This is a genomic window from Roseateles sp. AC306 (genome assembly GCF_979253795.1).
Genome location: NZ_CEEDEB010000002.1, coordinates 287983 through 313949 on the forward strand (window position 1 = coordinate 287983; position 25967 = coordinate 313949).

A 25967-nucleotide genomic window follows, 5' to 3' on the forward strand; every position below is an offset into this window, starting at 1 on the left:
TTCTTGTCTCCTCGCCACCCCACCGGGTTCGGCGACTTCTTCCCGGCGCTCCGGCGCGGATCGGGTGCGACCGAGCGCCGGGACTTTTTTGCACAGGACACCCTCTCATGTTTCTCCGTTCTCTCTTCCGCCTGGCCGCGCCGCTGCTCATCGCCGCCGCCAGCTTTCATGCCACAGCCCAATCGGGCGGCACTCTTCGCATCGGCTTCCAAAAATCGGCCAGCCTGCTGACGCTGCAGAAGTCCAGCGGCTCGCTTGAAAAGCGCCTGGCGCCGCTGGGCGTGTCGGTGAAGTGGGTGGAGTTCCCCGCCGGCCCGCAGTTGCTGGAAGGCCTGAACGTCGGCGCCGTTGACGTGGGCTTCGTCGGCGAAGCACCGCCCATCTTTGCTCAGGCCGCCGGCGCCAAGTTCGTCTATATCGGTTTCGACCCGGCCGCGCCGGAGGCCGAAGCCATCGTCGTGCCCAAGGATTCACCGATCAAGTCGGTAGCCGAGCTCAAAGGCAAAAAGATTGCGTTGAACAAGGGCAGCAACGTCCACTTCCTGATCGTCAAGGCGCTGGAGAAGCAGGGCCTGAAGTTCGGCGACATCCAGCCTGTCTACCTGCCGCCGGCCGACGCGCGCGCGGCCTTCGAGCGCGGCGCGGTGGATGCGTGGGTGATCTGGGACCCCTTCCTTGCCGCCGTCGAAAAGCAGAGCGGTGCGCGCGTGTTGCAGGACGGCCGCGGCATCGTCAACAACTACGCCTACTACCTGGCCGAGCGCGGTTATGTCGACAAGCAGCCCAAGGTCGTGCAGGCGCTGTTCGAGGACACGCAGGCGCAGGCCGTCTGGCTGAAGGCCAACATCAAGGCCGCCGCCGCCGTCATTGCGCCGCTGCAGGGCCTGTCGACCGAGGTCGTCGAGCTGAGCCTGACGCGCTACCAGTTCGGCGTGAAGCCGCTGACGCCCGCCGTCGCGGCCGAGCAGCAGAAGATCGCCGACACCTTCCACGGCCTGGGCCTGATCCCCAACCCCATCCGCGTGGCAGACGCCCTGCCTGGCTCCATCAAGGTCGCCGAGGCTGCGAAATGAGCATCCAGACGACGCGGCGTGCCGCCGTCGCCATCCTCGCCACGACGGCTTCGGTGTGGACGCGCGCCCAGGCATCGCCCGCCCTGCGCATCGGCTTCCAGAAGGGCTCCTTCAACCTCGCGCTGCTCAAGAGCTACGGCCTGCTGGAGCAGCGACTGCCTGGCACGCGCATCCAGTGGACCGAGTTCCCCGCCGGCCCGCAGCTGCTGGAGGCGCTGGCCCTGGGCAGCGTGGAGTTCGGCGCCACCGGCGACGCACCGCCGGTGTTCGCGCAGGCGGCGGGCAAGGACGTCGTCTACGTCGGCGCCGAGCCGCCCAAGCCCGACAGCTCGGCCGTGCTCGTCAAGCCTGATTCGCCGCTGAAGACGCTGGCCGATTTGAAGGGCCGACGCATCGCCTTGCAGAAGGGCAGCAGCGCCCACTTCCTGACCGTCCGGGCGGTGAAGAAGGCGGGCCTCGGCTGGTCCGACATCCAGGCCGTCTACCTGCCGCCTGCCGACGCCCGCGCCGCCTTCGAGCGCGGCTCGGTCGACGCATGGGCCGTGTGGGACCCGTATTACGCCGCCGCTGAAGTGACTGGCGAGCTGCGCGCCCTGGCCACCAGCCGGGGGCTGACGAACAACAACACCTTCTACCTCGCATCGCGCGCGCTGAGCCGCGACACCGCGCTGGTGAAGACTTTGTTCGAGGCCCTGACCGATACCGACACGCGCGCCCGCGCCGAACGCCGCGACGCCGTGCAGCGCTACGCCGAGTTCGCCGGTCTGCCACTGGCCACGGTCTACAAGATGGTCGAGCGCCGCGGCGCCGCGCCGGTGGCGCCGCTGACGAACGAGATCATCAAGGAGCAGCAGCTCGTGGCCGACTCGTTCACCGAGCTGGGCCTGATTCCCCGAAGCATCCGCGTCGCCGACGCCATTGCCACACCCATCAAGAAGGCATGACATGAAGATCTTCTGGTTCATCCCCACCCACGGCGACAGCCGCTACCTCGGCAGCTCGCGCGGCGCGCGCGTCGCCGACCACGCCTACTTCAAGCAGATCGCCATTGCCGCCGACAGCCTCGGCTACGAAGGCGTGCTGCTGCCGACGGGCCGCAGCTGCGAAGACTCGTGGATCGTCGCCGCCGGCCTCATCGACGCGACGAAAAACCTCAAGTTCCTCGTCGCGCTGCGCCCCGGCCTCGTGGCCCCCTCGCAGAGTGCCCGCATGGCTGCCACGCTGGACCGGCTCTCGGGTGGCCGCCTGCTCGTCAATCTCGTCACCGGCGGCGACCCCGACGAGCTGGCCGGCGACGGGCAGTTCCTGGGCCACGCCGAGCGCTACGAGCAATCCGCCGAGTTCATCCGCATCTGGCGTGACCTGCTGACCCGCTCGCACACCGGCGAGCCGCTGGACTTCGACGGGGACCACCTCAGCGTCAAGGGCGGCAAAGTGCTCTACCCGCCCATCAACAACCCCTACCCGCCGGTGTTTTTCGGCGGCTCCTCGGGCCCGGCACACGACCTCGCCGCAGAGCAGGTCGACACCTACCTGACCTGGGGCGAACCGCCGGCGGATGTCGAGAAGAAGCTGCAAGACGTGCGCGAGCGCGCTGCGCAACGGGGCCGCCAGCTGAGCTACGGCATCCGCCTGCATGTCATCGTGCGCGAGACCGAAGACGAAGCCTGGCGCGCCGCCACCGAGCTGCTGTCCGAGCTGGACGAAGCCACCGTGACGGCCGCCCAGGCCCGCTTCAAGACCATGGACTCGGTCGGCCAGCGCCGCATGGCCGAGCTCCATGGCGGCCAGTTCGACAAGAACAATGTGCGCGCCGGCCTGGAGATTTCTCCCAACCTGTGGGCCGGCGTGGGCCTGGTGCGCGGCGGCGCGGGCACAGCCCTGGTGGGCAGCCCGCAGCAGGTGGCGGACCGCATCAAGGAGTATTCGGACATCGGCCTGGAGTACTTCATCCTCAGCGGCTACCCGCACCTGGACGAAGCGCACCGCTTCGCCGAGCTGGTGTTCCCGCTGCTGCCGCTGGATGTGCGCGAGAAGCTCAGGCAACCGGCGCTGACCGGGCCGTTCGGCGAGGTCGTGGCCAACAGCTACGTGCCCAAGGCCGTGTCCGCGTCCTGACCATGCTGCGCCGCCTCACCCCCTGGCTGCTGCCCGCCGCCATCCTCGTCGCCTGGGAGATCGCGTCGCGCAGCGGCCTGCTTTCCGTGCGCATCCTGCCGGAGCCGGCCGCCGTGCTGGCCGCGTTCTGGAAGCTGCTGCGCTCGGGCGAGCTGGCGCATCACGTCGCCGTCAGCACGGCGCGGGCCTTTTCGGCGCTGGCCATCGGCGGCGGCCTGGGCCTGGTGCTGGGCCTGTTGACCGGCACCTGGCGACGTGCCGAAGCGCTGCTCGACACGACGTTGCAGATGCTGCGCAACATCCCCGCGCTGGCGCTGATTCCGCTGGTCATCCTGTGGTTCGGCATCGACGAGGCGGCCAAGCTGGTGCTGGTGTCGGTGGGGGTTTTCTTCCCCGTCTACCTGAACACCTTCCACGGCATCCGCAACGTCGACCGCGACCTCATCGAGATGGCGCGCAGCTACGGCCTGTCGGGCTGGCGGTTGTATAGACAAGTCATCCTGCCTGGCGCCCTGCCCTCCATCCTCGTCGGCCTGCGTTTCTCTTTGGGCCTGATGTGGGTGCTGCTCATCGTCGCCGAGACGCTGTCGGCCGAGGCCGGCATCGGCTACCTGACGATGAACGCCCGCGAGTTCCTGCAGACCGACATCGTGCTCGTGGGCATCCTGCTCTACGCGCTGCTCGGCAAGCTGGCCGATGTCGTCGCCCGCGGGCTTGAGAAAGCCTGGCTGCCCTGGCATCGCGGTTACGCCACAGCCTAGATCCGGCAATTGACCGCTTGCTATTCAACGAAGGTCAGGATGCATCTGGACCCAAACCATTGCACGACGGACACCACTCCGGTAACCAGCGCTGCACGCCCGCTGGTCTGGCGCTTCGGGCCGCTGACTGCGTTGCTCCTCCTGGTGGGCGAGAGCCCACTGCGTCGTCGCGCCTTGCCAGCAACCCGCCTCGCCAGCCCCTCGGGCGCGCCCAACTGCCGAATCCAGGCTGAAGGAATCTGACATGTTTCTCACCGAGATCGACAACCCGGTTCAGTCACCCGAGCACGTGACCGAAAAGGCGGCGCCCGTACGCGACACGTCCAACGGCCTTGCGCTCAAGTTGCGCGGCGTCGACAAGTCATTCGGCAGCCGCCATGTGCTGCAGAACCTGGACCTGAACGTCGCTCCGGGCGAGTTCGTCGCCCTGGTGGGCCGCAGCGGCTGCGGCAAGAGCACATTGCTGCGACTCATCGCCGGTCTGGACGCGCCGAGCGCCGGCATCGTCGAGGCCGGCACGGACAGCGAACGCCGGCTGATGTTCCAGGACGCCCGCCTGCTGCCCTGGAAGCGCGTCGTCGACAACGTGGCCCTCGGCCTCACCGGCCGCGACGCCAAGGCCCGCGCGATGGAGGCGCTGGCCCAGGTCGGCCTGGCCGGGCGCGGCGACGAATGGCCGGCGACGCTCTCGGGCGGCCAGCGCCAGCGCGTCGCCCTGGCACGCGCGCTGGTGCACCGCCCGCGCCTGCTGCTGCTGGACGAGCCGCTCGGCGCGCTGGACGCGCTGACGCGGTTGGAGATGCACCGCCTCATCGAGCAGTTGTGGCAGCGGCACGGCTTCACGGCGCTGCTGGTCACGCACGACGTGGCCGAAGCCGTGGCTCTGGCCGACCGCGTGCTGCTCATCGACCGCGGCGGCATTGCGCTGGACGCGGCGGTGACGCTGCCCCGCTCACGCTCGCGCGCCGCGCCGGGGTTCGCCGAACTGGAAGACAGGGTGCTGCGGCACATCATTGGCCATCCGGCAATCGCGTAACCCGGAGAATGGCAAGCGGCTTGCCCCGCTTGCGCCATGACACTGAACTTTGGAGACAGTCCCGTCGCCCTCGCCCAGCAGTTGCTGGGCTGGACGCTGCTCGTGGACGGCGTCGGCGGCGTCATCGTCGAGACCGAGGCCTATGACCTGGACGACCCCGCGTCACACAGCTTCAAGGGCCCCACGGCTCGCAACGGCGCGATGTTCGGCCCACCGGGCCATGCCTACGTCTACCTGATCTACGGCCTGCACTGGTGCCTGAACTTCGTCTGCCGTGAAGCCGGCCACGGCGCGGCCGTACTGATCCGCGCGCTGGAACCGACGCACGGCATCGACGTGATGAGCGAACGCCGCCGGACGGCGCAGCCGCGCCTGATCGCTTCGGGCCCCGGCCGCCTTGGCCAGGCGCTGGGCATCGACAAGGCGCTGGACGGGCTCGCCCTGGACCGGCCACCCTTCGAGCTGCGCGCGCCAACGAAGTTCGTGGACATCGCCACCGGCGCCCGCATCGGCATCACCAAGGCGGCCGAGCTGCCCTGGCGCTTCGGTGTGGCCGGGTCACCTTTCCTGAGCCGTCGGCTGGATTGAGACTCGCCGCTCCACCGCCGCCATGCCGCGCCGCGAGCCCAGCCGTTGGGCGTAGACCCAGGTGAACTCGGCGCCCACCAGAAAGATCTGCGCCGAGTAGTAGACCCACACGAAGACCACCGCCACCGAGCCCGCCGCGCCGAAGCCGCTGGCCACACCGGTCTTGCCGATGTACAGGCCGATGAGGAAGCGGCCGATGGTGAACAGCAGCGCCGTGACGGCGGCACCCACCCACACGTCGCCCCAGCCGACCTTGACGCGCGGCATGACCTTGTAGATGAGGGCGAACACCGCCGTGGTCAGCGCAAAGCCGAGCACCACGTTGACGATCTGGGCCACCACCTCCCAGCCTTCGAACCAGCCGCCCCACCACTTGCCCAAGGCGGAGATGGCCGCGCCCGCCACCAGCGAGACGAGCAGCAGGAAGGCGATGCCGAGGATCATGCCGAAGGACAGCAGGCGCTGCCGCACCAGCGACCAGATGCCGCTCGTCTTCTGCCGCACCGGCGCGCGCCAGATGCGGTCGAGCGCGTCCTGGAGCTCGCCGAAAACGGTGGTTGCGCCGATCAGCAGCACCGCAACACCCGCGACGGTGCCGAGAACGCCGGTGCTGGGTTTGCTCATGGCGGCCAGCATGTCCTCGACCGCCTTGGCCGCCTCCGCGCCCATCAGACCCGCGATCTGCCCGAAGATCTCGCCCCGGACGGCCTCCGTGCCGAACACCAGCCCTGCGAGCGACACCACGATGACCAGCAGCGGCGCCAGCGAAAACACCGTGTAGTACGACAACGCGGCGCCCATGCTCGGCGCGTAGTCGTCGAGCCAGCTGCTCAGCGCGTCCTTGATGAGCTTCCACCACGTGCCGACCGACCAGCGCGACGCCTCCTTCAGCGCGCGCTGCGCCCCTTCAGCCGGAGAAGCCTGAAGCGTGTGTCCGAGTCCTTCTGCCATCGCGATACCCCTGCAATGGCTTCATTGCAGGGCAGCCCGACGGACATGCAGGCCGGCGCGCGGCCCCTCTGCATGTAGGCCGATGCCGACAGGCGCGAAATGCCGGATCAACGTCGGATCAGCTTGTACAGCCGGGGCACCACCAGCACCGCAGCCAGCAGCACCAACAGACCCATCGACATCGGCCGCTCGACGAACACGCCCCAGTTGCCGCTGCCGATGGACAGCGCATTGCGCCCCTGCGCCTCGGCCAGCGGCCCGAGGATCATGCCGACGACGACCGGTGCGGTCGGGAAGTCGAAGCGCCGCATGGCGACGCCCATCAGGCCCAGGGCCAGCATCAGGAACAGGTCGAACGCGCTCTGGCGCATGCCGTAAACGCCCACCGTGGCGAAGATCAGGATGCCCGCATAGAGCTGCGGCTTCGGGATCTTGAGCAGCTTGACCCACAGGCCCACCAGCGGCAGGTTCAGCACCAGCAGCATCACGTTGCCGATGTAGAGCGAGGCGATCAGCGCCCACACCAGCGTGGAGGACGTGGTGAACAGCTGCGGGCCGGCCTGGATGCCGTAGTTCTGCAATGCGCTGAGCAGGATGGCGGCCGTGACCGAGGTCGGAATGCCCAGCGTCAGCAGCGGCACGAGGGTGGCCGTCACGGCGGCGTTGTTGGCGGCCTCCGGGCCGGCCACACCTTCGATGGCGCCGGTCGTGCCGAACTCTTCCTTGTGCGGGCTGAGCTTGCGCTCGACGGCGTAGCTGAGAAAGGTCGGGATCTCCGAGCCGCCCGCCGGGATGGTGCCGAACGGGAAGCCGATGAAAGTGCCGCGCAGCCAGGCCGGGATGGAGCGTTTCCACTCCTTCTTCGTCATGTGCACGCTGCTCAGCTTGTTGATCTCCTGCTTGCTGCGGCCTTCATAGAGCGCCATGTAGAGCGTCTCGCCGACCGCGAACAGGCCGACGGCCACGAGCACGGTCTCGATGCCGTCCATGAACTCCGGCACGCCCGCCGTGTAGCGCACCTGGCCGGTGATCTGGTCCAGCCCAATCAGGCCCAGCGCCAGGCCGATGAAGAGCGCCGTCATGCCGCGCAGCGTGCTCTTGCCCAGCACTGCGCTGACGGTGGTGAACGCCAGCAGCATCAGCAGGAAGTACTCCGGCGGGCCCAGCGTGACAGCGAAATCCGCCACGATCGGCGCGAACAAGGTGACGAGCACCGTCGCGATGGTGCCGGCCACGAAGGAGCCGATGGCCGCCGTGGCCAGCGCCGCGCCGGCACGGCCGCTCTTGGCCATCTTGAAGCCTTCCAGCGCCGTCACCATCGTGCCCGTCTCGCCGGGCGTGTTGAGCAGGATGGACGTCGTCGAGCCGCCGTACATCGCGCCGTAGTAGATGCCGGCGAAGAAGATCATCGACGCGGTCGGCTCGACCTGCGAGGTGATGGGCAGCAGCATGGCGACCGTGACCGCCGGGCCGAGGCCGGGCAGCACGCCGATGCCGGTGCCGATGACGCAGCCGAGAAAGGCCCACAGCAGGTTGATGGGCGTGCCAGCGGTGGCAAAGCCGCCCATCAGTTGGTTCCAGAGGTCGAGCATGTGAGCGTTCCTTCAGAGCCAGCCGCTGGCCGTCAGGCCGGGCAGATTGATGGCGAGCAGCTTGGTGAACATCCAGAACACCGGGGCCGCGATGGCGACGCCGGTGAGCAGGTCGATGGCGCTGCGCTTGGCACCCCCGCCGGCCTTGCCCTCCGCCATGCGCAGGCCACGCACCGCGAGCGCGAAGCACAGGCCGCAGGACAGGATGAAACCGATGGTCGTGATGAGGCTGGCATTGGCCACCACGCCGGCCACCACCCAGGCCACCGCCTGCCAGTCGCCACGCTCGGCACCGGACGGCTCGTCCATCTCGCGATAGCCGCCGCTGCGCGCCTCCCACACCAGCCAGGCGCCGCAGATCATCAGCACGACCGACACCAGCCATGGCAGCGCGTTGGGGCCGACGCCGGCATAGCCCGCGTCAGAGGAGATGAAGGTGGCGCCGAACGCCATGACGGCGCCAACTGCGAGGACGCCGACGCCCACCAGCGCCTGTCCAGATGTGGAAGGAAGACCGCTCATCGAGGACATCTCCGTATTGGTATTCGGGCCGAGCGCCGGGCCGCTCCCAAGCCGGCCCGCTGTGGCGATGTGCGAGCGGCTGAATGCCGCGAGCATCGCCATCCCCTCGGGGGATCGACTGGCCCGCCCGCGTTCAGCGCGGCGGGCCAGGCGAGGGGCTCTAGATCATTCCGGACTTGACCATGATCGCGCGCAGCGTCGCGAACTCCTTGTCGACGAAGGCGTCGAACTCCGGGCCTGCCAGCAGCGCCGGCGTCCAGCCGTTCTTCTCGATGGACTCCGCCCAGCTCTTGCTCTTGGTGGCCTGCACGACCATGTCCGTCAGCGCCTTGCGCTGCTCGGCCGTGATGCCGGGAGGCGCATAGACGCCACGCCAGTTGCCGATCTCGACGTCGATGCCCAGCTCCTTCAACGTCGGCGCGTTCAGGCCCTTGATGCGGGCCGGCGCCGTGACGGCGAGGGCGCGCATCTTGCCGCTGTCCAGATAAGGCTGGAACTCGCTGAAGCCGCTGCCGCCGATGGTGACGTTGCCGCCCAGGATGGCCGCCGTCGCCTCGCCGCCGCCGCGGAAGGGCACGTAGTTGATCTTGGCGGCATCTACGCCCACGTCGCGGGCGATCATGGCCGCGGCGATGTGCTCGGTGGCGCCGCGCGAACCGCCGCCCCACTTGACGCTGCCGGGGTCCTTCTTGAGCTGGTCGACCACGTCCTTCATCGTCTTCAGCGGCGAGGCCGCATGCACGACATAGACGTTGTACTCACTGATGAGGCGGGCAATCGGCGTGGCCTGCGACAGGCTCACCGGCGGCTTGCCGGTGATGATGCCGCCCAGCATCACGGCGCCCATGACCAGCAGCGAATGCGGGTCGCCCTTGCTGGCGTTGACGAACTGGGCCAGGCCCAGCGCACCGGCCGCGCCGCCCTTGTTTTCGTACTGCACGGAGGACGCGGCACCTGCGTCCTGGAGTGCCTTGCCGAAGGCGCGGCCGGTGGTGTCCCAGCCGCCGCCCGGGTTGGCGGGGATCATCATCTTCACCGGCACGCCGGCTGCCTGGGCGGCCAGCGGAAACGCGCCGGTGGCGGCCAGGGCCGCGAGGGACTTCAGAAAGGTGTCTCGACGCATGCTTGTCTCCTTGGTCTTGGAAGGGGCCATTCTGGGGGGCCCACGCGCTGGCGTGCAGCGTAAGAAGCCTTTGCTTCTTGGGGGCCATCCTCGACGGTCAGGCTGTCATTCGGCTGTCCAATCCGTCGGGGTAAACCTTAGCTCCGACCATCAGGTGACCCGGTGCTAGCCTCCCGGCCCATGAAGCTGCTGGTGATCGAAGACAACGCCGCCATGCAGACCACGCTGCAGCGCTCCTTCGAGCGTCGCGGCTTCAAGGTCGGCATCTGCGACGACGGTGCCAAGGCCCTGAGCCGCTGGCGCGCGAGCGTGCCCGACGTCGTGCTGCTGGACCTGTCCATGCCCGGCCTGGACGGCCTGGACGTGCTGAGCCAGGCGCGCGCCGAAGGCCTCGCCACGCCAGTCATCATCATCACGGCGCGCGGCACGCTGGGCGACAAGATCCTGGGCCTGAACACCGGCGCCGACGACTACCTGCCCAAGCCCTTCGACCTGGACGAACTGGAGGCCCGCATCCGCGCGCTGTTGCGACGCCAGGGTCAGGCGAGCGAGGGCTTCCGTGCCGCCGAGTCGCCCAGCTTCTGCGGGCTGCGCGTGGACGGGGAAAGCGGCGCCGTCGTCCACCAGGGCCAGCCGCTGGACCTGCCGCCGCGCGAGACCGCGTTGCTGCGCGCGCTGCTGGTGCGGCCCGGCCAGGCGGTGGCCAAGGACAAGCTTTTCGACCTCGTCTTTGCCGACGCTGCCGATGCCCAGCCCGATGCCATCGAGGTGGTGGCCTACCGGCTGCGCAAGCGCCTCGCCACGACGGGCGCCAAACTCGTCACGCTGCGCGGCCTGGGCTACCTGCTGCAAGCCGATGATTGACTTCGCCAGGCGCCTGGGCCGCCTGTCCATGCGCAGCCGCCTGCTGTGGGGCATCCTGCTGCCGGTGGGCCTGCTGGTGACGCTGAACACGCTCAGCCTGTACCGCGACACCTTGCGCGCCGTCGACACGGCCTACGACCGCACGCTGCTGGCGTCGGCCAAGTCGATCGGCGAGCTGCTGGGCGTGGACGGCAGCGGCGACCAGGCCCGGCTCGTGGCGGCCGTGCCCTATGCGGCGCTGGAGGCCTTCGAGACCGACAGCCGCAGCCGGCTCTACTTCAAGGTGCTGGGCTTCCAGGGCGAGATGGTGTCGGGCTACGACGACCTGCCCGCCTGGCAGGGCAAGCTGCCCGACCAGGCGGCCTACCCCGCGCTGGTGGATTTCTACGACGACACCTTCCGCGGCGAGCCGGTGCGCATGGCCGTGCTGGTGCAGCCGGTGGCTGGGCAGACCGGCATGGGCCAGGCCACCATCCAGGTCGCCGAGACGCTGGCGCTCCGCCGCAGCCTGGCACGCCAGGTCCTGCTGCACACGCTGTGGCGGCAGGCGGCACTGTTGGCCGTCATCGCCATCGTCGTCTGGGCCGTGGTGCAGCGTGCCACGCGGCCGGTGCGCGAGCTCAGCGCCGCCCTGCAGGCCCGCGACGCCGATGACCTCAGCCCGCTGCAGGCGCCCGACATGCCGGCCGAGCTGGCGCCGCTGATCGTCGCCACCAACGACGCGCTGGCCCGCCAGGCGCGGCTTCTGGAGCACCAGAGGCGCTTTGTGCGCGATGCCTCGCACCAGTTGCGCACGCCGCTGGCCGTGCTCAAGGTGCAGGTGCAGTCGGCCCGCCAGGGCGACGTGGAGCCGCTGCAGGCGCTGGCCGAGATTGACATGACCGTGGCCCGCGCCACCGAACTCGCCAACCAGATGCTGGCCCTGGCCCGCGCCGAGCAGATGCGCCAGCAGGGCGAGGCCATGCCGACGCAGGACTGGGCCGAGATCGTGCGTGCCGTGGCGCTGGACCTGGCCCCGCTGATCGCCAAGCAGGGGCTGGACTTCGACATCCACACCGAGCCGGCAGCCATTGCCAGCCATGAATGGGCGCTGCGCGAGCTGACGCGCAACCTGCTGCATAACGCCATCCAGCACACACCGGCAAATGGAGGCCTGAGCATCGCGCTGACCGCTCAGGCGGGCGAGGCACGGTTGCTCATCGCCGACAGCGGTACGGGCCTGACGGCCGAGCAGCAGCAGCGCCTCTTCCTGCCCTTTGCCGTCGGCCACGCCAGCAAGGGCTCCGGGCTCGGGCTGGCCATCTGCCAGGCGCTGGTGCAGTCGCTGGGTGGGCAACTGGCCTTGAGCAACCGCCTGGATGACGGTCGCGTTGCCGGGCTGGATGCGCGGGTTGAATTGCCTCTGGCCGGCTGATTCCCACGCTGCCGCAGGGCGGGCTGCCACCATGGCACCATGCCGTCCCATGACCGTCCACGTCGCCTGCCTCTGCGCCGCCTGGTGCCGCACCTGTGAGTCCTATCAACAAATCTTTGAAGTCGCTTGCGCCGAACTGCCGCAGGCCGGCCTGCGCATCCGCTGGATCGACATCGAGGACGAGGCGGAGCTGATCGGCGACCTGGACATCGAGACCTTCCCGACGCTGTTGATCGCCGACGACGAGCACATCCGCTTCGCCGGCCCGCTGACGCCGCAGCCGGAGACGCTCCGGCGGGTGCTGCGCGCCCACTTGGCGGATGCGACGCCGGCCCGGGTGGCGGCGGAGTACGCCGAGCTGGCGCGCCGCCTTCGAGCCCGGGGCTGAGCATCACCCCTAGTTCGACGGCCCCAAAACGGGTCAATTTCCGCATGGCGAGCGAAGGCTGAGCATGTCGCCCTACCTGTAGGACTGCACTGACATCCGCTCGGCACGCATGCCGTCGCCGTAGCCGCGCGCCCGCGTGGACAGTGCAAGCATGACCGAGCCGTCCCCCCTCACGCCCGCACCCCCGCCGCAAGACCTGACACCGGGGGGTGCCGCGACCGACTTTCTCCGCGTGGCCGCAGGCCCGGGAGCGGCGGCGCCGGTGGTGCGGGCCGTGCAGTTCGGCGCGGAGCGTTTTGCCGAGCATGGCCGCAGCCTGGCCGCGGCCCAGCGCGTCGAGGATGACAGCCGCAAGCCGCGCCCGTTCTTCCCGCGCCTGAAGAGCAATCTGCAGGTCTGGGACGCCGCGCTGGAGGTGCTGTCCGAGCATGGCCTGCAGGCCGACACCGACCCCGCCCACGCCTGGCTGCTGGACAACGCCCGCCTGGTGCAGCAGCAGCTCGACGAGGTGCTGCACGACCTGCCGCGCAGCTACTTCCAGCGCCTGCCGCGCCTGGCTGACGAGCCGCTGCAAGGCTTGCCGCGTGTCTACGGCGTGGCCTGGGCCTGGGTGGCGCACGCCGACAGCGCGCTGGACATGACGCTGATGCAGCATTTCCTGGACGGCCATCACGAGGCCCAGGCGCTGACGCTGCGCGAGCTGTGGGCGCTGCCGTCCACGCTGCGCGTCGTGCTGGTGGAGAACCTGCGCCGCCTGGCGGAGCGCGCCGCCTGGCGTCATCTCGGGCGGCGCGGGGCCCAGGCACTTTTCGAGGCGTTGCCGCAGCTCGGCGCCGATGCCGTGCGCCGGCAGCTCGCCGATTGGGAGGCTCGCTGGCCACGCGACCCCGCCGTGCAGGCGCTGGCCCTGCGTCTGCATGATCGCCTGGTGGACCGCGCCCTCGGCCAGCCCATCGAGGACGATGAGCGCGACAGCCCCGATTCGTCCTGGGTGGCGGCACGCGACTGGATCACCGGCCTGCTGCCTGATGCCGCCGCTGCACAGGCCGCCGAGCAGACCGAGAGCGCGGCCGACCACCAGAGCATCCGCAACGCCATCGGCAGCCTGCGCCGGCTGGGCGCGGCCGATTGGGCCAGCCTGTTCGAGACCGTGCATCCGGCGCTGAAGGCGCTGAATCGGGTCGACGTCTACCGCCAGGAGCAGGACAGCAGCCAGGACCGCGCCGTGCATGCCATCGAGGCGCTGGCGGCCCGGCACAACCTGCCCGAGGCCGATGTGGCCGAAGTGCTGCGCGGGCTGTGCAACGACCCGGCCTGGGCCGCCGACGCCGCCGAGCGCGCGCCGCTGCACTGGCTGACCGGCCGCGGCCGGCCGCAGTTGCTGGAAGCGCTGCGCATCCGCGATTTCTGGGCCGAGCGTGCGAGCGCGGCATTGCTGCGCCACCGCACCGCGGTCTACCTGACCAGCCTGGCGCTGCTGAGCGCTGCGGCGATGACCTTGCTGCTCGCGCTGGGCCTGCCGCGCGACGCCGGCTGGCCGATGACGGTGGCCGCCGCGCTGCTGGCGGCGCTGCCTGCCAGCGAGGCCATCGTGGCGTTGGCCAACCGCCTGATCAGTGAAAGCTCCCGGCCACTGCGGCTGCCGCGCCTGTCCTGGCCAGGCGGCATCCCGGCCGAGGCGCGCACCCTCGTCGTCATCCCCTGCATGCTGACGCGCGCCAAGGGCATCGCGACGCTCCTGGCACAGCTGGAGCGCCACCATCTCGCCAACCTCGAGGGCGAAGCCCAGTTCGCGCTGCTCAGCGACTTTGGCGACGCCAAGGCCGAGCACCTGCCGCAGGACAGCGAGCTGCTGGCCCGGGCGCGCGCTGGCGTCGACGCCCTGAACCAGCGCTACGGGCCGAGCTGCGGCGGCCTGCCGCGCTTCCTGCTGCTGCACCGCGAGCGCCGCTGGAGCGAGACCGAGCAGAAGTGGATCGGTTGGGAGCGCAAGCGCGGCAAGACCGAAGCCTTGGTCGTGCTGCTGGCTGGCAACGATCCAGAAACGCTGCCCGACCGCTTCGTCGACCTCGGCGCCCTGTCCACACCCGCGCCCGGCATCCGCCATCTCGTCACGCTGGACAGCGACACCGCCCTGCCCCCGGGCACCCTGCGTGAGCTGGTCGCCATCGCCGCCCACCCGCTGAACCGCCCGCGTGTGCAGACCTCCCCGCGCGGCGCCGTCACCGTCGTGCATGGCCACGGCATGCTGCAGCCGCGCATCGCCACGCCGCTGGCCACGGCCGCCGGCAGCTCCACCGTGCACGGCACCTGGTTCCATAGCCTGTTCGCTGGCCAGCCCGGGCTGGACCCGTACAGCAACGCCGCCTCCGAGGTCTACCAGGACCTGTTCGACGAAGGCAGCGCCACCGGCAAGGGGCTGATCGACGTGCAGGCCGCCGCCCAGGTGCTGGCCCACCGCCTGCCGGAAGGCCAGGTCTTGAGCCACGACCTGCTGGAAGGCTCGCTGATGCGCTGCGCCGGCGTCAGCGACGTGGTGCTGGTGGAGGCCGCGCCCATGCATGCCGACGTGGCCGCCGCGCGCATCCACCGCTGGACGCGTGGCGACTGGCAGCTGCTGCCTTTCATCTACCACCCGCGCCGCTGGGGCCTGCGCGCCATCCACGTCTGGAAGATGCTGGACAACCTGCGCCGCAGCCTCGTCGCGCCCGCTTCGCTGCTGCTGCTGATCACGTCTTGGCTGGGCCTGGGCCTGTCGCCGGGCTGGGCGCTTGCCGCCGTGGCAGCGGCGTTCGGCGTCGGGCCGCTGATGGGCGCGCTGGCCGCCTGCGCGCCGGCGCGTGACCGCATCTCGCTGCCGCGCTTCTACCGCCAGGCCGCGATCGAGCTGAGCCGCACGGCGGCGGGCACGGCGTGGCACCTGGCCATGCTGCCGGCCACGACGTGGCTGCAGCTGGACGCCATCGCCCGCGCCGTCTGGCGCCAGAAGGTCACGCACCGCGGCCTGCTGGAGTGGACGACGGCCGACGCGGCGGAAGCCGCCGCCCGCACCGACTGGCTGCCGCTGTGGCGCCAGCACCGCAAGCTCACGCTGGCCACCGGCGTGCTCATCACGCTGCTGGTCAACGCCAACTTCATCGGCCTGGACGTCGCCTGGCACATCGCGCTGCCGTTGCTGACCGCCTGGCTGCTGTCGCCGCTGTGGATTGCGCTGGCCAGCCGGCCGCGTGCCCGGCCGCGCCGTGAGGCCATCGACGACGACGGCCGCCACTACCTGCTCGGCGTGGCGCGCGACACCTGGCGCTGGTTCGAGCGCTGGGTCACCAAGGACGACAACGACCTGCCGCCCGACAACGTGCAGTTCGACCCCGACATTGCCATCGCCCACCGCACCTCGCCCACGAACATCGGCTTGTATCTGCTATCTGCCTGCTGCGCGCGCGAATTTGGCTGGCTGCACGACGTGGGCCTGGCGGAGCGCATCAAGCGCACGCTGGACACCCTCGACAAGCTACCCAAGCACCGCGGCCATCTCTACAACTGGATGGACACGCAGCGCCTGGCCGTGCTGGAGCCGCATTACGTGTCGGCCGTCGACAGCGGCAACCTGTGCGCCCACTTGCTCGTCGTCGCTGCGGCCTGCGAGGGCTTTGCGCGCGGTGGCGACGGCTTCCCGCCGCCGCCCGAGGTGGCTCTGGCGCTGGACGAGGTGGCCAACCGCGCCCGCGCCATGGCGCTGGCGCATGACTTCACCTGGCTCTACGACACGCAGCGCCGCCTGCTGCACATCGGCGCCGTCGCGCCCCCGGGGGTCGAGCATGGCGGCGAACGGCTCGACCAGAACCACTACGACCTGCTGTGCTCCGAGGCCCGCCTGACCAGCCTTGTCGGCATCGCCAAGGGCGACCTGCCCGCCTCGCACTGGGGTGCGCTGGGCCGGCCCTTCTTCTCGCGCGGCGCCGTGACCGGGCTGAAGAGCTGGTCGGGCTCGATGTTCGAGATGCTGATGCCGTCCCTGGTGCTGGACGAGCCCGCCGGCAGCGCGCTGGAGGAAGCCGCCCGCGCCACCGTCATGGAGCAGATCCGCGCAGCCAAGGCCAAGGGCCTGCCCTGGGGCGTCTCCGAGAGCGCCTATGCCAAGCGCGACGAAAGCCTGGCCTACCAGTACGGCCCGCAGGGCAACGCCGCCCTGGCGCTGCGCGACACGCCGCCGGAAGAGGTCGTCATTGCGCCCTATGCCAGCCTGATGGCGACCATGGTGATGCCGCGCGCGGCGGTCGCCAACCTGCGTCATCTGCAAGCCCTGGGCGCACGCCACGAGCATGGCTTCATGGAGGCGCTGGACTACACCGCCAGCCGCCAGCCCGAGACGCCAAGCGACAGCGAGGACGCGCCGGCGCGTGTGGGCCCGCGCGTGCAGCGCATCGGCACGTCCATGAGCCACCACCAGGGCATGGCCCTCGTGGCGCTGACCGAGGTGTTGTGCGGCGGTGCGCCGCAGCGCTGGGCCGACGCGGAGCCGCGCCTGTCCGCCGTGCGCTGGCTGCTGCACGAGCGAGCCCCGCACGAGGTGCCGCCGCTGAAGGAGCCGCCTGCCACGCCCACGCGCGCCGCGCCGCGCCGCGCCCACATCTCCCTGGTCGTGCCCGACACGCGTGGCCGCGCCCTGCCCGCCACCGCCTGGCTGGGCCATGGCCGCCTGACCGCCATGCTGCGCGAGCACGGTGGCGGCGCGCTGATGTTCGGCGAGCCCGGCGCGCAGGTGCTGGTGAACCGCTGGCACGACGACCTCGCCCAGGACCTGCTCGGCCACCACCTGCATCTGCGCGACCTGGACACGCCCTGGCCCGTCACCGCCGAGGGCCACTGGCGCGGCGGTGCCGAGATCAACCCCTGGCGCTCGCTCACGCTGCGGCCCACGCCCGGCCCGCAGTGGCGCTACAGCGCCCGCCTGCACCCGGCCAGCGCGCAGTTCACGGCCGAGGGCGAGCAGCTGCATGCGCACACCGAGGTCTGGGTCGCGGTGGAGGACGATGTCGAGCTGCGCCGCATCACGCTGCGCAACCTGTCCGACCGCGAGCGCCGCCTGGCGCTGGTGTCCAGCTTCGAGCCCGTGCTGGCCCCGGCACGCGCCGACCTGGCCCACCCGGCCTTCGGCAAGCTCTTTCTGCAGGCCCGTTGGGCGCCCGAGCAGCGCGCCCTGCACTGGCAGCGCCTGCCGCGCGGCCACAAGGAGGCGCCGCTGTACGCGGTGCATGCCCTGGTCGGCGTGGAGGTGGAAGGCGGCGCGCGGCTGGACCGCCTGCAGGCCGGCGCCGACCGCGCCCACTGGCTGGCCCGTGGCGGCCGCGCCGGCCAGCCCGGCGGGGCCATTGCCCGTGCCGACGCGAAGGCCGTGCGCGGCGGCGCCCTGCCCGGCCTGAGCACCGAGGCCGGCGCGCTGGACACCGGCAACGACCCCATCTCGCTGCTGCACCTGGCGCTGACGCTGCCGCCCGGCGGCCGCATCACGCTGACCATCGCCACGGCCGCCGCGCCCGAGGCGCAGACGATCAACCACGCCCTCGACAAGCTGGCCCAGACCGCCCTGCGCGAGCGCACGTTGATGCTGGCCCACACCATGGCCGGCGTGCGCACCCAGGGCGCCGGCCTGGCCCCGGGCGCCTGGCGCGCCGGCCTGGCGCTGCAGACGCTGCTGACCTCGCAGGCCGCGCGCGACGGCGTGCCGGCGCTGGAAGGCAGCTTCCAGCGCGACGCGCTGTGGCGCCACGGCGTGTCGGGCGACGCGCCCATCATCCTCATCCGCGTGGCCGACACGACCGGCGTGCTGATGGTGCGCGAGCTGTGCGCGCTGCTGCAGGCCCAGGGCAGCCCGCTGCCGGTGGACATCGTCGTGCTGGACGCCGAACCGGCCTCCTACCTGGCGCCGGTGTCGCGCGCGCTGCGCTCGCTGGCCGAGCAGCAGCAGCGCGGCCGCGCGCGGCTGCATGTGCTGTCCGACGGCGCGGTGCAGGACGACACCCGCTTCGCGCTGAACCTGCTCGCCCGCGTGCGCTGGTTTGCCGACGGCCGCCCACTGGCCCAGCAGCTGGAACGCATCGCCGCGCCGCATGAACAGGCCGCCAAGGCCCGCCGCGCGGCGCTCGCCACCCATGTGTTGTGGAGCCCCGCCGAGCCCGGCGCCGCCCAGCCGCCACACGACTTCGACGCCGCCAGCGGCGCCTGCGTGTTCGAGCTGGCGCCGGCCAGCCAGCCGCCGCGCCCCTGGGTCAACGTCATCGCCAACGAGAGCTTTGGCTGCCAGGTGTCGGAGCGCGGCGCCGGCATGGCCTGGGCCGGCAACAGCCGCCTGCACCAGATCACGCCGTGGTCCAACGACGCGCTGCTGGACACGCCCGGCGAGTGGCTGATCCTGCACTGCCTGGACAGCGGCTGCGCCTGGCTGCTGGGCCGCGCCAGCGCCCACCAGCCCGTGGCGCACCTGCCCGGCGCCACGGCCCTCGCCTTCACGCTGCCCAACCTCGTCGTGCGCCTGCGCTGGACGGTGGACGCCAGCGCTGCCGTGCGCCAATGCCAGATCGAACTGCACGCCGCGCCCGGCAGCGCACCGCGCCGCCTGCGCCTGCTGGCCGGCGCGCAATGGCAGCTGGGCATGGACAGCAGCGCGCGCCGCAGCGTCGTCACGCGCATCGAGGCGCCGACGCCCAGCAATGCCAGCGAGGTGCCGCTGCTGGTGCTGGCCACGCAGGCCGACGGCCTGAACGGCTTCGGCGGCCACACCGCCTGGCTGGCGCTGCGGCCGACGCGCGGTGGCGACGTGACGCCCGACCAGGTCGACAGCCTGGCCGAGGACCATGCGCTGTGGCCCTGGCCGCACGAGGCCGGCTTTACCGCCGACCTGAATCCGCCGCGGCTGTGGAACGCGGCCATCGAGGCCAGCGGTGACCGGCGCCTGCTGTTCGACGACGAGGGTCGCCTCGTCATGCCGCATGCGCTGGACGGCCAGGCCGGCCCCAACACCGACGCCGCGGCGCTGCTCGCCGTGCCGCTGCGCCTGGAAGCCGGCCACGCCTGGCACGCGACCGTGCTGCTGGGCCACGCGCCCAGCCTGAACGCGGCGCGCGACCAGGCCCGCGAGGCCTGGAAGGTGGACCCGCTGCAGCGCCTGGCCGCGCAACGCCAGGTCTGGCGCAACCTGAGCGCCCCCGTGCAGGTGGCCACGCCGGATGCGGGCTTCGACGCCCTCGTCAACCACTGGCTGCCCACGCAGGTGCTGGCCTGCCGCATCTGGGGCCGCGCGGGCTTCTTCCAGGCCGGCGGCGCGTTCGGCTTCCGCGACCAGCTGCAGGACGCGATGTCGCTGGTGCAGCACGCGCCCGAGCGTCTGGCCGAGCAGATCCGCCGCCATGCGCGCCGACAGTTCCCGCAGGGCGACGTGCAGCATTGGTGGCACGAGCCTGCCGGTGCCGGCGTACGCACCCATTTCGCCGACGACCGGCTGTGGTTGGCGCTGGCACTGGCGCTGTACACCGAGCGCACCGGCGACACGGCGCTGGCCGACGAGCAACTGCCCTTCATCGAAGGCCGCGCCGTACCCGAGGGCGCAGAGGACCTCTACGAAACACCGGCCATCAGCGCGGACACGGCCAGCCTCTACGAGCACGCAGCGCGCTCCATCGACGTCAGCCTGCCGGTGGGCGCCCATGGCTTGCCGCTGTTTGGCACCGGCGACTGGAACGACGGCATGAACCGCGTCGGCGCCGAGGGGCGCGGCGAGTCGGTATGGATGGGCTTCTTCCTGTGCGCCGTCATCGACGCGCTGCGCCCCATGGCCATCGCCCGCGGAGAAACAGCGCGGGCCGAGACCTGGAAGCGCGCGCGCGACAAGCTCAGCGCCGCCCTGGACGCCAACGCCTGGGACGGCGAGTGGTACCGCCGCGGCTGGTTCGACGACGGCTCGGTGCTGGGCACCCACACCGCCAGCGAGTGCCGCATCGACCTCATCGTGCAGGCCTGGGCCGTGCTGACCGGCGCCGCTCGCCCCGAGCGCGCCGCGCAGGCCCTGGACAGCGCCTGGCGCGAGCTGCACGACCGCGACGCCCACCTGCTGCGCCTGCTGTGGCCGCCCTTGAAGGACCACCAGCCCGAGGCCGGCTACATCCAGGCCTACCCCGGCGGCGTGCGCGAGAACGGCGGCCAGTACAACCACGCCGCCACCTGGGCGCTGATGGCCAGCGCCCGCCTCGGCCAGGCCGAGCGCGCCTGGGCCGCGTTCACGGCCATCAGCCCGGCCCACCGCGGCGCGCATGGCGCCGTCTATGGGCTGGAGCCGTTTGCCGTGGCCGGCGACATCGAGACCGCACAGCCCCATGCCGGCCGTGGCGGCTGGAGCTGGTACACAGGGGCGGCGGGCTGGCTGCTGCGCGCAGCCGTCGAGTCGATCTGCGGGGTGCGCCTGAGCCACGGCGAGCTGCGCGTGCAGCCCTGCCTGCCACCGCACTGGTCCCAGGCGCGCGTGCGGCTGGCCGTGGAGGGCCGCCAGGTGGAGGTGCTGGTGCAACGGGCATCCGCACAGGCGGCAGCCAGGGTGCCGGCCGGCTATACCCTTCTCGCGCCGGGCACCGCGCTGGTGCTGGCCGAGGTGCCGGGCGACCTCAAGCTGTGGGTGCCGGCCTCGGAACACGCTTCGGTGCTGCGCGCCGAACCCGCTCTGGTTTGAAACACAGGTGTAAAAAAGAAAAGCGGCCCCGCGGGGCCGCCCTTTCCTTCGGCAAGCTTTGCCGCCTGGCGCTAGGCGGTGACTCCGAGGAAAAGCGCCATGACCAGGCCGCCGAGCAGCACCGTCGTGAACAGGCGCTGGCCGACGACGGCATCGATGGCTTCAAGCGAGCACAGGGCTCGTTGGCTGCGGTCAGACATTCGGCATTGACGCAGGTGTGCGCCAAGGCTTTCCAGATGCTGACGCAGCAAATGATCGGTGGCGCGGGACATCTTGTGCTCCTTCCTGGGGGGTTAGCTCGCAACTCTATGCGGGCAATTGCGATTTCGCATTCGGAGACCGGCAGCAGCCACGGTAGGACGGCACCTACTTCGACTCAGGCAACATGACGCCATGACTTGCCGCCTGTTGCTCCGCCTCGTCCTTGCGGCTTGCGCGATCACCCTTTTGGGCAATTCGCATGCCCAACCGCTCAAGGTCGGTTCCAAGCGCTTCACCGAAAGCTATCTGCTCGGAGAAATCGTTAGCGAGACGCTCACCAGCCAGGGCATCGCCGCCGAGCACCGCCAGGGCCTGGGCAATACCGCCATCCTGGCAGCGGCCTTGCAGCAGGGGCAGATCGACGTCTATCCCGAGTACACCGGCACCATCGTTCGAGAACTGCTCAAGCGCGAAGCCGCCGCCGATGCGCAGGCGCCGCTGAAGCAGATCAACGCCGGGCTCAAGCCTCTGGGCCTCAAAGCCGCCGTGCCGCTGGGCTTCAACAACAGCTATGCGCTGGCGATGCGCGAGGCCGACGCAGCGCGGCTGGGCATTGCAACGATCTCGGAGCTGGCCTCCAAGGCGCCGGCGCTCAAGCCTGGCCTGTCCCATGAATTCATCGCCCGCGCCGACGGCTGGCCGGCCCTGCAGCGCGCCTATGGGCTGGCGCTGCAGACCGGCAGCGGGCTGGACCACGGCCTGGCCTACCAGGCGCTGGCCGGCGGCCAGGTCGACCTCATCGACGTCTACACCACCGACGCCCAGCTGGCCCGCCAGCCAGTGCGCGTGCTGCGCGACGACCGCAGCTTCTTCCCGCGCTACGACGCCGTGCTGCTGATGCGCGCGGCAGTGGACGAGCGGCCTCTGCTGGGCCTGGCCGGGCGGCTGACCGAGGCACGCATGATCCAGCTCAACGCGGCCGCCGAGCTGGAAGGCCGGCCGTTTGCGGACGTGGCACGTTGCTTTGTGCAAGGCGCGACCGGCACCGCAGCGCCGCAGGGCTTCGTTGCGCGGCTGCTGGCGCCCGATCTTGCCAAGCTGCTCGCCCAGCATCTGGCCCTCGTGCTGGGCTCGCTGGCCCTGGCGATTGCGGTGGCCGTGCCGCTGGGCATTGCGGCGCATCGCCTGCCGCGCCTGGCGGCACCTGTCATGGCCGTCACCGGCCTGCTGCAGACACTGCCCTCGCTGGCCCTGCTCGCCTTCCTCATCGCGCTGGTGGGCCGCATCGGCTTCGTGCCGGCCCTGCTGGCCCTGTTCGTCTATGCGCTGCTGCCCATCGTGCGCAACACCCACGCGGGGCTGCAGGCCGTGTCCACCGGCCTGCTTGATGCCGCGCTGGCCCTGGGCCTGACGCGCAGCCAGGCTTTGCGCAGCATCGAGCTGCCGCTGGCCCTGCCCACGCTGATGGCCGGCGTGAAGACGGCGGCAGTCACCAACGTGGGCACGGCCACGGTGGCGGCATTTGTCGGCGCCGGCGGCCTGGGCGAGCGCATCGTTGCCGGCCTGGCCGTCAACGACAGCGCCTTGATGCTGGCCGGTGCCCTGCCCGCTGCGGTGCTGGCCGTCGCCGTGCAGCTGCTGTTCGACGCGCTGGAACGCCGGGCCGCAGGGGCTCACAATCGGCATAAAACAAGACGGGGCTGAGGGCATGGATGCAAGGGCGCGATCGGGCGTTTGGGCATGGGGCCTGCTGGCGGCTGCCACGGCGCAGGCCGGCTGCTCCCGGCCGGTCGACGTGCCGATGGCGCCGGTCGGCGTCAGCGTCAGCTTCGATGGCGAACGCGTCGGCGGCCTGTATCCGACGCTGCTGCGCGAACTGGGCGCTGCCCACGGTTGCGAGTTCAGGATGCACCGCGTGCCGCGCGCCCGGCTGCAACAGATGTATGAGTCCGGCCAGGCCGATCTGCTGCTGCCCGCCGCCCACGCCGCCTCGCGCGATGTCCATGGCGAGTTCGTCCCCCTGCTGCAGGTGCGCGCCAGCCTGGTGACGCTGCAGCGGGAGGGGCAGACGCCGCGCTCGCTGGCCGAGTTGCTCGCCCGGCGCGGCTACAAGCTGGCGGTCGTGCGCAGCTTCACCTACGGCCCGGCCTACGACCAGGCCATCGCCACGCTGCGTGCCCAGCACCGGCTTGTCGAGGAGCCCGACGCTGCGGGCGTCGCCCGTGCGCTGCGCCAGGGCCTCGCCCAGGGCACGGTCATGACGGCCAGCATCCTCATCGTCACGCTGACGCAGGAGGCAGACCTCGCTCCGCTCGCCAGGCAGGTCCACGTTGAGCCGCTGGTGGAACTGGACTGGGGGGCGAGCGGCGTCTACCTGTCCAGGCACAGCCTGAATGAAGCCGACCGGCTCCTGCTGCGCACAGCCCTCAGGCAGACGGCCAGGTCGGGCCGCGTGTGGCAGCTCTTCAACGACAGCTACCCGCCGGGCAGCCTGAACGGCAGCGCCCGGCCGCTGCCGCAGCCCTGACACACTGACCTTCAGTTCACCTGGCTGCGGTGTCAGGCCTTCTCTTTTCTGCCGGAGGTGCGAGCCTAGAGTTCGCCGCTCAGGATTTCCGCGATCTGCGCGTCGGTGAGGGGCGTGCCGAAGAAGTCGGCATAGAAACGGCGCGCCTCCGCAGTCAGGTCCCATTGGCGGAAGCGCTGCGGATGAAAGGTGCGCGCGGCCCACAGCACCGTCAACGGCTGTTCGGCGGTGCGGTTCGACCAGGTGTGCGCACCAACGTACAGAAGGTGCCTGTCCAGCACGAAACTAGCTAGGCGGCGCAGGCCGTCGCCCGCCCGGTTGAGCGTATCTGTTGCCATCGGCCCCCTTTGGTTACATCGCGTTCCCAAATGCGTGGTCAAAGCAATCCAGCGCCGGCCAGCGGAGGCCGGAGGTTGATTGCCAGATCAGCGTCAAGGAGCGGAGCGCCACGTTCAGATCGCACCTTCATTAGGTGCGCAAGCAAGTCCTCTTGCCGCGGTTGCGCGAACACCAAGCGGTAGCAGCCCACTGCCTGGGTCATCTCCGCGTAGCGGGAGCAGTCTTTGCTGTGTGCCATCGTCGGCACATGCCGCTCAATCTCGGCTGACCGCCCTTGCTGCGATGCCATCCAAGCGGGGACCCGATGTTCATCTACAGGGCCGTCATTGCGCTGATAGACCCAAGAAGGTTTCATCCCCTCCTTGTCGATTCCGGTTGCGATCATGCTCTGAGATGAGGTCTCGAAGATGCGCTTCCATTGGGCGACTCCTCCCAAGTGATTGACTGCAAACGCAACCCGACCCCAGTCATGAGCGACGTTCCGCCTGACCGCATGGTTGCGATAGCGATGGATGCGGCCGTCCCGCTGCTCGAAGTCGACCGGCGTGTTGGGCACATTCCAGTGGACGATCGCGTGGCAGTAGCTGCCACTCGAACGGAGGGAGATCGAACGATCGAGCGATTCGGGATGGTCTTTGACATGGCGATGGAGATTTCCATCGAGGAGGTCTACCGACAGGTGCGGGAGCTGCTCTACCAGTACGCCATGCGTCGGCCGGACCAATGGTCGCCAGCTGGTAGTCGCGTTTCTGATGGCCTAATCAACGCTTTCCTGGAAGACGAATTTCAAGGCCTGATTGAAAAGCACAAGATCAACCGAAAAGATGGCTTGATAGGCCCGCTGATTGGCCTGCTATGTTGGGATCTCGCTGAGAAGTATCGACAGGAGAAGGTGACCGCTCCAATAGAGAGTGCTATCGCCGACATCCAGCAGCGGCACCTCGAACGCAACATGAGCGAGAGCTCTGTCGAAAGCTACTTCAAGCAAACACGAGCGGCCATCAACAGCGTGCCGTTCGGCCGAAATTCGAGAAACTCACCGCGCCACAAGAAGGGCTAGCTAGCTAGCGATTCCAGTTCGAAGGCTCGATATGCGCCAGCGAGCGCTTGTCCTGCGCGTCGGGCGCCAGTTCGGGGTCAGGCTTGTGCAGCCGCTTGAGCAGCGGATGGCTGTCACAGTTGGTGGTGGGCATGGTGAAGTTGGGTACCAACTCGCCGGTCTTCAGGTCCGTCCATTCGAACCAAAGGCCAGCCAGCATCCAGGGCTCGCCGTCGGCGCGCTTGAGCTGCCACCAGATGTTCTTGCCGGTCTCCCAATTGCGCTCCTGGGTACCAAGCCGCCGGCACAAGGCATCGCCGGCCATTGGCCCAAACTGCCTTGAAGGTCATCTTCTTCTCGATGCCTTCGATGCGCGCGTTGTTTGTGCTGCGTGGCCGGTCCCGTTTGCCAGGAATCTTACTGGCCAGGTAGTCGATGCGCGCAGGCTGACCCGGTCGAATCAAGCCCCACTGGCCGACCTGACCGATAACGCCTTCTCCGCCGGCGCGGAAGAAGACGCCGTACTGGTTCGGAGCCACCGTGCGCATCTCGTAGTCCAGGATGACCCAACGCGCCGCCTGCCGTGCCATAAAGGTGGCGAAATCGCTATAGGGGGTGACGTGGTAGAGGTTGCACATGCTCGCGCGACGATAGCTCGCCATGAGACCAGCTTGTCGAGCGAGAGCGACGCCAGGATGAACCGATCGCAACG

The 25967-nt window shown here is 70.0% G+C and carries 21 protein-coding genes; 13 read left to right on the top strand and 8 right to left on the bottom strand.

Annotation, left to right across the window (positions count from 1 at the left end; genetic code table 11):
* Positions 1 to 107: 107 nt before the first annotated feature.
* From AC0IZJ_RS06065 to AC0IZJ_RS06090, 6 genes are all read left to right on the top strand, one after another.
* Positions 108 to 1073, top strand: coding sequence for a sulfonate ABC transporter substrate-binding protein (locus AC0IZJ_RS06065; protein ID WP_471847688.1), 966 nt, complete (start codon positions 108 to 110; stop codon positions 1071 to 1073).
* Entirely contained in the window at positions 1070 to 2017 is a 948-nt protein-coding gene (locus AC0IZJ_RS06070; protein WP_471847690.1) for an aliphatic sulfonate ABC transporter substrate-binding protein, read from the top strand. The genes AC0IZJ_RS06065 and AC0IZJ_RS06070 overlap by 4 nt, the downstream gene beginning before the upstream one ends.
* A gap of 1 nt (position 2018) precedes the next feature.
* Positions 2019 to 3191, top strand: a complete 1173-nt coding sequence (gene ssuD, locus AC0IZJ_RS06075; RefSeq protein WP_471847692.1) for an FMNH2-dependent alkanesulfonate monooxygenase — start codon at positions 2019 to 2021, stop codon at positions 3189 to 3191.
* A gap of 2 nt (positions 3192 to 3193) precedes the next feature.
* On the top strand, positions 3194 to 3952 hold the full coding sequence (ssuC, locus tag AC0IZJ_RS06080; protein ID WP_471847694.1) for an aliphatic sulfonate ABC transporter permease SsuC: 759 nt from the start codon (positions 3194 to 3196) through the stop codon (positions 3950 to 3952).
* Between the two features lie 244 nt (positions 3953 to 4196).
* Positions 4197 to 4988 (top strand): ATP-binding cassette domain-containing protein, encoded by a 792-nt coding sequence (locus AC0IZJ_RS06085; protein ID WP_471847696.1) that lies wholly within the window; start codon positions 4197 to 4199, stop codon positions 4986 to 4988.
* Positions 4989 to 5024: 36 nt separating this feature from the next.
* A complete protein-coding gene (locus tag AC0IZJ_RS06090; RefSeq protein WP_471847698.1) occupies positions 5025 to 5576 on the top strand; it encodes a DNA-3-methyladenine glycosylase in 552 nt (183 codons plus the stop codon).
* On the opposite strand, the gene AC0IZJ_RS06095 is transcribed toward AC0IZJ_RS06090, so the two are convergent.
* The 4 genes from AC0IZJ_RS06095 to AC0IZJ_RS06110 all read right to left on the bottom strand — a co-directional run bounded on the left by AC0IZJ_RS06095 (position 5547) and on the right by AC0IZJ_RS06110 (position 9764).
* Positions 5547 to 6527: a YihY/virulence factor BrkB family protein gene (locus AC0IZJ_RS06095; RefSeq protein ID WP_471847700.1), complete on the bottom strand. Its 981-nt coding sequence runs from the start codon at positions 6525 to 6527 to the stop codon at positions 5547 to 5549. The two genes, AC0IZJ_RS06090 and AC0IZJ_RS06095, sit on opposite strands and share 30 nt — an antisense overlap.
* A 107-nt stretch (positions 6528 to 6634) precedes the next feature.
* A complete protein-coding gene (locus tag AC0IZJ_RS06100; protein WP_471847702.1) occupies positions 6635 to 8119 on the bottom strand; it encodes a tripartite tricarboxylate transporter permease in 1485 nt (494 codons plus the stop codon).
* 12 nt (positions 8120 to 8131) lie between these two features.
* Positions 8132 to 8650: a tripartite tricarboxylate transporter TctB family protein gene (locus AC0IZJ_RS06105; RefSeq protein ID WP_471848467.1), complete on the bottom strand. Its 519-nt coding sequence runs from the start codon at positions 8648 to 8650 to the stop codon at positions 8132 to 8134.
* A gap of 151 nt (positions 8651 to 8801) precedes the next feature.
* Complete coding sequence (locus tag AC0IZJ_RS06110; RefSeq protein WP_471847704.1) at positions 8802 to 9764, bottom strand: Bug family tripartite tricarboxylate transporter substrate binding protein; 963 nt, start codon at positions 9762 to 9764, stop codon at positions 8802 to 8804.
* A gap of 180 nt (positions 9765 to 9944) precedes the next feature.
* Between AC0IZJ_RS06110 and AC0IZJ_RS06115 the strand changes: the two genes are divergently transcribed.
* From AC0IZJ_RS06115 to AC0IZJ_RS06130, 4 genes are all read left to right on the top strand, one after another.
* Positions 9945 to 10628 carry a response regulator transcription factor gene (locus AC0IZJ_RS06115; RefSeq protein WP_471847706.1) on the top strand — a complete coding sequence of 228 codons (684 nt, stop codon included), beginning with the start codon at positions 9945 to 9947 and terminating at the stop codon, positions 10626 to 10628.
* Positions 10621 to 12042 (top strand): sensor histidine kinase, encoded by a 1422-nt coding sequence (locus AC0IZJ_RS06120; protein ID WP_471847708.1) that lies wholly within the window; start codon positions 10621 to 10623, stop codon positions 12040 to 12042. Before AC0IZJ_RS06115 ends, AC0IZJ_RS06120 begins: the two co-directional genes overlap by 8 nt.
* Positions 12043 to 12091: 49 nt before the next feature.
* On the top strand, positions 12092 to 12430 hold the full coding sequence (locus AC0IZJ_RS06125; RefSeq protein WP_471847710.1) for a thioredoxin domain-containing protein: 339 nt from the start codon (positions 12092 to 12094) through the stop codon (positions 12428 to 12430).
* A 151-nt stretch (positions 12431 to 12581) separates the two neighbouring features.
* Positions 12582 to 21149 (top strand): GH36-type glycosyl hydrolase domain-containing protein, encoded by an 8568-nt coding sequence (locus AC0IZJ_RS06130; protein ID WP_471847712.1) that lies wholly within the window; start codon positions 12582 to 12584, stop codon positions 21147 to 21149.
* A gap of 71 nt (positions 21150 to 21220) precedes the next feature.
* Here the strand turns inward: AC0IZJ_RS06130 and AC0IZJ_RS06135 are convergent, their stop codons facing one another.
* Positions 21221 to 21421: a hypothetical protein gene (locus AC0IZJ_RS06135; protein WP_471847714.1), complete on the bottom strand. Its 201-nt coding sequence runs from the start codon at positions 21419 to 21421 to the stop codon at positions 21221 to 21223.
* 121 nt (positions 21422 to 21542) lie between these two features.
* Between AC0IZJ_RS06135 and AC0IZJ_RS06140 the strand changes: the two genes are divergently transcribed.
* Together AC0IZJ_RS06140 and AC0IZJ_RS06145 are read left to right on the top strand one after the other, a co-directional pair.
* Positions 21543 to 23054 (top strand): glycine betaine ABC transporter substrate-binding protein, encoded by a 1512-nt coding sequence (locus AC0IZJ_RS06140; protein ID WP_471847716.1) that lies wholly within the window; start codon positions 21543 to 21545, stop codon positions 23052 to 23054.
* A 4-nt stretch (positions 23055 to 23058) separates the two neighbouring features.
* Entirely contained in the window at positions 23059 to 23877 is an 819-nt protein-coding gene (locus AC0IZJ_RS06145; protein ID WP_471847718.1) for a substrate-binding periplasmic protein, read from the top strand.
* 65 nt (positions 23878 to 23942) lie between these two features.
* Here the strand turns inward: AC0IZJ_RS06145 and AC0IZJ_RS06150 are convergent, their stop codons facing one another.
* Positions 23943 to 24215 carry a hypothetical protein gene (locus AC0IZJ_RS06150; protein ID WP_471847720.1) on the bottom strand — a complete coding sequence of 91 codons (273 nt, stop codon included), beginning with the start codon at positions 24213 to 24215 and terminating at the stop codon, positions 23943 to 23945.
* A 470-nt stretch (positions 24216 to 24685) separates the two neighbouring features.
* On the opposite strand from AC0IZJ_RS06150, the gene AC0IZJ_RS06155 reads away from it, so the two are divergent.
* Positions 24686 to 25276, top strand: coding sequence for a hypothetical protein (locus AC0IZJ_RS06155; RefSeq protein ID WP_471847722.1), 591 nt, complete (start codon positions 24686 to 24688; stop codon positions 25274 to 25276).
* 4 nt (positions 25277 to 25280) lie between these two features.
* Here AC0IZJ_RS06155 and AC0IZJ_RS06160 read toward each other — a convergent pair whose 3' ends face one another.
* Entirely contained in the window at positions 25281 to 25409 is a 129-nt protein-coding gene (locus AC0IZJ_RS06160; RefSeq protein ID WP_471847724.1) for a hypothetical protein, read from the bottom strand.
* Positions 25390 to 25917 (bottom strand): SOS response-associated peptidase family protein, encoded by a 528-nt coding sequence (locus AC0IZJ_RS06165; protein WP_471847726.1) that lies wholly within the window; start codon positions 25915 to 25917, stop codon positions 25390 to 25392. The genes AC0IZJ_RS06160 and AC0IZJ_RS06165 overlap by 20 nt, the downstream gene beginning before the upstream one ends.
* Between the last annotated feature and the right edge of the window lie 50 nt (positions 25918 to 25967).

Excerpts from the sequence above, each read along its gene's own strand:
- ssuC (WP_471847694.1), top strand. The coding sequence starts at position 3,194 with ATGCTGCGCCGCCTCACCCCCTGGCTGCTGCCCGCCGCCATCCTCGTC.
- AC0IZJ_RS06160 (WP_471847724.1), bottom strand. The coding sequence starts at position 25,409 with ATGCCCACCACCAACTGTGACAGCCATCCGCTGCTCAAGCGGCTGCAC.
- AC0IZJ_RS06140 (WP_471847716.1), top strand. The coding sequence starts at position 21,543 with ATGACTTGCCGCCTGTTGCTCCGCCTCGTCCTTGCGGCTTGCGCGATC.
- AC0IZJ_RS06085 (WP_471847696.1), top strand. The coding sequence starts at position 4,197 with ATGTTTCTCACCGAGATCGACAACCCGGTTCAGTCACCCGAGCACGTG.
- AC0IZJ_RS06115 (WP_471847706.1), top strand. The coding sequence starts at position 9,945 with ATGAAGCTGCTGGTGATCGAAGACAACGCCGCCATGCAGACCACGCTG.
- AC0IZJ_RS06125 (WP_471847710.1), top strand. The coding sequence starts at position 12,092 with ATGACCGTCCACGTCGCCTGCCTCTGCGCCGCCTGGTGCCGCACCTGT.
- AC0IZJ_RS06065 (WP_471847688.1), top strand. The coding sequence starts at position 108 with ATGTTTCTCCGTTCTCTCTTCCGCCTGGCCGCGCCGCTGCTCATCGCC.
- AC0IZJ_RS06105 (WP_471848467.1), bottom strand. The coding sequence starts at position 8,650 with ATGTCCTCGATGAGCGGTCTTCCTTCCACATCTGGACAGGCGCTGGTG.
- AC0IZJ_RS06155 (WP_471847722.1), top strand. The coding sequence starts at position 24,686 with ATGAGCGACGTTCCGCCTGACCGCATGGTTGCGATAGCGATGGATGCG.
- AC0IZJ_RS06100 (WP_471847702.1), bottom strand. The coding sequence starts at position 8,119 with ATGCTCGACCTCTGGAACCAACTGATGGGCGGCTTTGCCACCGCTGGC.
- AC0IZJ_RS06090 (WP_471847698.1), top strand. The coding sequence starts at position 5,025 with ATGACACTGAACTTTGGAGACAGTCCCGTCGCCCTCGCCCAGCAGTTG.
- ssuD (WP_471847692.1), top strand. The coding sequence starts at position 2,019 with ATGAAGATCTTCTGGTTCATCCCCACCCACGGCGACAGCCGCTACCTC.
- AC0IZJ_RS06120 (WP_471847708.1), top strand. The coding sequence starts at position 10,621 with ATGATTGACTTCGCCAGGCGCCTGGGCCGCCTGTCCATGCGCAGCCGC.
- AC0IZJ_RS06145 (WP_471847718.1), top strand. The coding sequence starts at position 23,059 with ATGGATGCAAGGGCGCGATCGGGCGTTTGGGCATGGGGCCTGCTGGCG.
- AC0IZJ_RS06070 (WP_471847690.1), top strand. The coding sequence starts at position 1,070 with ATGAGCATCCAGACGACGCGGCGTGCCGCCGTCGCCATCCTCGCCACG.
- AC0IZJ_RS06130 (WP_471847712.1), top strand. The coding sequence starts at position 12,582 with ATGACCGAGCCGTCCCCCCTCACGCCCGCACCCCCGCCGCAAGACCTG.
- AC0IZJ_RS06135 (WP_471847714.1), bottom strand. The coding sequence starts at position 21,421 with ATGTCCCGCGCCACCGATCATTTGCTGCGTCAGCATCTGGAAAGCCTT.
- AC0IZJ_RS06095 (WP_471847700.1), bottom strand. The coding sequence starts at position 6,527 with ATGGCAGAAGGACTCGGACACACGCTTCAGGCTTCTCCGGCTGAAGGG.
- AC0IZJ_RS06110 (WP_471847704.1), bottom strand. The coding sequence starts at position 9,764 with ATGCGTCGAGACACCTTTCTGAAGTCCCTCGCGGCCCTGGCCGCCACC.
- AC0IZJ_RS06150 (WP_471847720.1), bottom strand. The coding sequence starts at position 24,215 with ATGGCAACAGATACGCTCAACCGGGCGGGCGACGGCCTGCGCCGCCTA.
- AC0IZJ_RS06165 (WP_471847726.1), bottom strand. The coding sequence starts at position 25,917 with ATGGCGAGCTATCGTCGCGCGAGCATGTGCAACCTCTACCACGTCACC.